Raw genomic sequence first — 5,538 nt, 5'->3', positions numbered from 1 at the left:
GCCAAAGGCCCACCCCGTGAGGGGTGGGCCTTTGGTGAATGGTTGTCCGGCGGCGACCTACTCTCCCACCCCGTCTCCAGGGCAGTACCATCGGCGCTGAGAGGCTTAGCTTCCGGGTTCGGAATGGGACCGGGCGTTTCCCTCTCGCTATGACCGCCGTAACTCTATGGAGATGTTCGGGGCCCCCGGTTACGTGGGGGTGTGCCCGTATCTCGGGAACCGCACAGTGGACGCGTAGCACAAGTTTGTGTGTTATCAAGTTGTCGGCTTATTAGTACCGGTCAGCTTCAGCAGTCTTTAGTCCTGCCTTACACATCCGGCCTATCTACCCAGTGGTCTAGCTGGGAGCCTCTCCCCCTTGCGGGGATGGAAACCTCATCTTGAAGCAGGCTTCCCGCTTAGATGCTTTCAGCGGTTATCCCTTCCGAACGTAGCTAACCAGCCGTGCTCCTGGCGGAACAACTGGCACACCAGAGGTTCGTCCGTCCCGGTCCTCTCGTACTAGGGACAGCCCTTCTCAAGTTTCCTGCGCGCGCAGCGGATAGGGACCGAACTGTCTCACGACGTTCTAAACCCAGCTCGCGTACCGCTTTAATGGGCGAACAGCCCAACCCTTGGGACCTACTCCAGCCCCAGGATGCGACGAGCCGACATCGAGGTGCCAAACCATGCCGTCGATATGGACTCTTGGGCAAGATCAGCCTGTTATCCCCGGGGTACCTTTTATCCGTTGAGCGACGGCGCTTCCACAAGCCACCGCCGGATCACTAGTTCCGACTTTCGTCCCTGCTCGACCTGTCAGTCTCACAGTCAAGCTCCCTTGTGCACTTGCACTCGACACCTGATTGCCAACCAGGCTGAGGGAACCTTTGAGCGCCTCCGTTACATTTTAGGAGGCAACCGCCCCAGTTAAACTACCCACCAGGCACTGTCCCTGATCCGGATTACGGACCGAGGTTAGATATCCAGAGCGACCAGAGTGGTATTTCAACGTTGACTCCACACACACTGGCGTGCATGCTTCACAGTCTCCCACCTATCCTACACAAGCCGCACCGAACACCAATACCAAGCTATAGTAAAGGTCCCGGGGTCTTTCCGTCCTGCTGCGCGTAACGAGCATCTTTACTCGTAGTGCAATTTCGCCGAGTTCGCGGTTGAGACAGCGGAGAAGTCGTTACGCCATTCGTGCAGGTCGGAACTTACCCGACAAGGAATTTCGCTACCTTAGGATGGTTATAGTTACCACCGCCGTTTACTGGGGCTTAAATTCTGAGCTTCGCCCGAAGGCTGACCCGTCCTCTTAACCTTCCAGCACCGGGCAGGCGTCAGTCCGTATACATCGTCTTGCGACTTCGCACGGACCTGTGTTTTTAGTAAACAGTCGCTTCTCCCTGGTCTCTGCGGCCGTCAACGCTCGGGAAGCTAGTTCCGTCACGCATCGGGCCCCCCTTCTCCCGAAGTTACGGGGGCATTTTGCCGAGTTCCTTAACCACGATTCTCTCGATCGCCTTAGTATTCTCTACCTGACCACCTGAGTCGGTTTAGGGTACGGGCGGCTAGAACCTCGCGCCGAGGCTTTTCTTGGCAGCATAGGATCACCCAATTCGCGCATACGCGCTATCTATCAGTTCTCAGGCTATGTGAACAGCGGATTTGCCTACTGTTCGCCCTACAACCTTGGACACGGTCAACCATCGCCGTGCTGGGCTACCTTCCTGCGTCACCCCTGTTAATACGCTTACCTAGTACCGGTTCGGGTCGCGCGCCGCTCCAGCGGTGTCTCCCGAAGGAGACGATGCTGGTTAAGGGCGCTTAGCATCACCGGGTTCGGTATGGGCGGTTCTTCGCCGGTAGGAGAATATCAACTCCTTGTCCATCGACTACGCCTGTCGGCCTCGCCTTAGGTCCCGACTTACCCAGGGCGGATTAGCCTGGCCCTGGAACCCTTGGTCATTCGGCGGACGGGTTTCTCACCCGTCTTTCGCTACTCATGCCTGCATTCTCACTCGTGTAGGCTCCACCGCTGGGTTACCCCGCGACTTCACTGCCCACACGACGCTCCCCTACCCATCCACACGCCTGGACCACGAAGGCCTAGCGTTTGTGTGAATGCCACAGCTTCGGCGGTGTACTTGAGCCCCGCTACATTGTCGGCGCGGAATCACTTGACCAGTGAGCTATTACGCACTCTTTCAAGGGTGGCTGCTTCTAAGCCAACCTCCTGGTTGTCTGTGCAACTCCACATCCTTTCCCACTTAGCACACGCTTAGGGGCCTTAGCTGGTGGTCTGGGCTGTTTCCCTCTCGACTACGGAGCTTATCCCCCGCAGTCTCACTCCCGCGCTCTCACTTACCGGCATTCGGAGTTTGGCTGACGTCAGTAACCTTGTAGGGCCCATCGGCCATCCAGTAGCTCTACCTCCGGCAAGAAACACGCGAGGCTGCACCTAAATGCATTTCGGGGAGAACCAGCTATCACGAAGTTTGATTGGCCTTTCACCCCTAACCACAGGTCATCCCCCAGGTTTTCAACCCTGGTGGGTTCGGTCCTCCACGTAGTCTTACCCACGCTTCAACCTGCCCATGGCTAGATCACTTCGCTTCGGGTCTAGACCCAGCGACTCATTCGCCCTATTCAGACTCGCTTTCGCTACGGCTTCCCCACACGGGTTAACCTTGCCACTGAGCACTAACTCGCAGGCTCATTCTTCAAAAGGCACGCTGTCACCCCTGCTAGGGAGGCTCCAACGGATTGTAGGCACACGGTTTCAGGTACTATTTCACTCCCCTCCCGGGGTACTTTTCACCTTTCCCTCACGGTACTGGTCCGCTATCGGTCACTAGGTAGTATTTAGGCTTAGCAAGTGGTCTTGCCGGATTCACACGGGATTTCTCGGGCCCCGTGCTACTTGGGATCCCCTTCGGGAGGCCGCGTCATTTCGTCTACGGGGGTCGCACCCTCTGTGCCGGGCCTTTCAATGCCCTTCGACTATAACGCGGCTTTCTGACTCCCTGACCGGGTACCAGCCCGGTCTGAAAGGTCCCACAACCCCGCCCATGCAACGCCTGGTAGCTATCACACATGAACGGTTTGGCCTGTTCCGCTTTCGCTCGCCACTACTCACGGAATATCTCTTCCTGTCGGTACTGAGATGTTTCACTTCCCGACGTTCCCTCCACACACCCTATATATTCAGGTGCGGGTCACTGGACATGACTCCAGCGGGGTTTCCCCATTCGGAGATCCTCGGATCACGGTTCGTTTGCCAACTCCCCGAGGCTTATCGCAGGCTACAACGTCCTTCATCGGCTCCTAGTGCCAAGGCATCCACCCTGTGCCCTTAAAAACTTGACAACAAAAAATTGCAGAGAACAAAGATAAATCTTTGATCTTACAAAGATGCTCGCGTCCACTGTGCAGTTCTCAAGCTACGGACGATCCCACCCGCTCCCACGGCCTACCAACACAACCGGTTGGCGGTTCACCCAGGAGACGCGATGGCCCGTTCAGAGCGACCCCACCCATGCGGGCGGTTCCCTCAGGACCCAACAGTGTGCTTGGCAAACCCTTCCCCCGTACCCGTGATGTTCCACCACCCACACAAGGTGGGCAGGTACTGACACGAACCGTCATGGCCGAGCTCTTCGTTAATGTTCCACCCTTGAGCAACCATCCACCCACGCGTTCGGCGAGTGCCATGGCCTCTGCACAACCAGCACCACAAGGGCGCCGACTGTGAGTGATGCTCCTTAGAAAGGAGGTGATCCAGCCGCACCTTCCGGTACGGCTACCTTGTTACGACTTAGTCCCAATCGCCAGTCCCACCTTCGACAGCTCCCTCCACAAGGGTTGGGCCACCGGCTTCGGGTGTTACCGACTTTCGTGACTTGACGGGCGGTGTGTACAAGGCCCGGGAACGTATTCACCGCAGCGTTGCTGATCTGCGATTACTAGCGACTCCGACTTCATGGGGTCGAGTTGCAGACCCCAATCCGAACTGAGACCGGCTTTTTGGGATTCGCTCCACCTCGCGGTATCGCAGCCCTTTGTACCGGCCATTGTAGCATGCGTGAAGCCCAAGACATAAGGGGCATGATGATTTGACGTCATCCCCACCTTCCTCCGAGTTGACCCCGGCAGTCTCTTATGAGTCCCCACCATGACGTGCTGGCAACATAAGACGAGGGTTGCGCTCGTTGCGGGACTTAACCCAACATCTCACGACACGAGCTGACGACAACCATGCACCACCTGTACACCGACCTTGCGGGGCAACCATCTCTGGAAGTTTCCGGTGTATGTCAAGCCTTGGTAAGGTTCTTCGCGTTGCATCGAATTAATCCGCATGCTCCGCCGCTTGTGCGGGCCCCCGTCAATTCCTTTGAGTTTTAGCCTTGCGGCCGTACTCCCCAGGCGGGGCACTTAATGCGTTTGCTGCGGCACGGAACTCGTGGAATGAGCCCCACACCTAGTGCCCAACGTTTACGGCATGGACTACCAGGGTATCTAATCCTGTTCGCTCCCCATGCTTTCGCTCCTCAGCGTCAGTTGCGGCCCAGTGACCTGCCTTCGCCATCGGTGTTCCTCCTGATATCTGCGCATTCCACCGCTACACCAGGAATTCCAGTCACCCCTACCGCACTCTAGTCTGCCCGTACCCGATGCAAGCTCAAGGTTGAGCCTTGAGTTTTCACACCAGACGCGACAAACCGCCTACGAGCTCTTTACGCCCAATAATTCCGGACAACGCTTGCGCCCTACGTATTACCGCGGCTGCTGGCACGTAGTTAGCCGGCGCTTCTTCTGCAGGTACCGTCACTTGCGCTTCTTCCCTGCTGAAAGAGGTTTACAACCCGAAGGCCTTCATCCCTCACGCGGCGTCGCTGCATCAGGCTTTCGCCCATTGTGCAATATTCCCCACTGCTGCCTCCCGTAGGAGTCTGGGCCGTGTCTCAGTCCCAGTGTGGCCGGTCGCCCTCTCAGGCCGGCTACCCGTCGTCGCCTTGGTAGGCCATTACCCCACCAACAAGCTGATAGGCCGCGAGTCCATCCCAGACCGATAAATCTTTCCAGACACTCCCCATGCAGGGGCGTCTCGTATCCAGTATTAGACCTCGTTTCCAAGGCTTATCCCGGAGTCTGGGGCAGGTTACTCACGTGTTACTCACCCGTTCGCCACTGATCCGCCCAGCAAGCTGGGCATCACCGTTCGACTTGCATGTGTTAAGCACGCCGCCAGCGTTCGTCCTGAGCCAGGATCAAACTCTCCGTAAATGTTTGCTATCAACCCCGAAGGATTAACAACCATACGAAGCGGACCCGAAGGTCCATAATCATGGCTACAAACCGAAAACATGACGTTTTCAATTCATACCAAATAGAAGTCTCAACACGAACACACAACACGCACCAAACGATGCGCGCCACACGCCCATGCAGGACAATTGGCATTAACTATCAAGCACACTGTTGAGTTCTCAAGCAACCGACACGCACCGACTCCAACCCACCAGGGGCCTTCACTCGGGGCAACTT

General features: G+C 56.9%; 3 rRNA genes. All 3 read right to left on the bottom strand.

Annotated elements, in window-relative coordinates:
• Window positions 1–44: 44 nt before the first annotated feature.
• Window positions 45–161 (bottom strand): 5S ribosomal RNA (gene rrf, locus H9640_RS18800).
• 90 nt (window positions 162–251) lie between these two features.
• A 23S ribosomal RNA gene (locus tag H9640_RS18795) occupies window positions 252–3,357 on the bottom strand.
• A gap of 399 nt (window positions 3,358–3,756) precedes the next feature.
• Window positions 3,757–5,277: ribosomal RNA gene (locus H9640_RS18790) — 16S ribosomal RNA — on the bottom strand.
• Together the 16S, 23S and 5S rRNA genes form the textbook arrangement of a ribosomal RNA operon.
• Between the last annotated feature and the right edge of the window lie 261 nt (window positions 5,278–5,538).

Origin of the sequence: Oerskovia gallyi, from assembly GCF_014836745.1 — a bacterium.
Taxonomy (GTDB): domain Bacteria; phylum Actinomycetota; class Actinomycetes; order Actinomycetales; family Cellulomonadaceae; genus Oerskovia; species Oerskovia paurometabola.
Note: the sequence above shows the minus strand (reverse complement) of the source record. Positions and strands in the feature narration are given on the sequence as shown.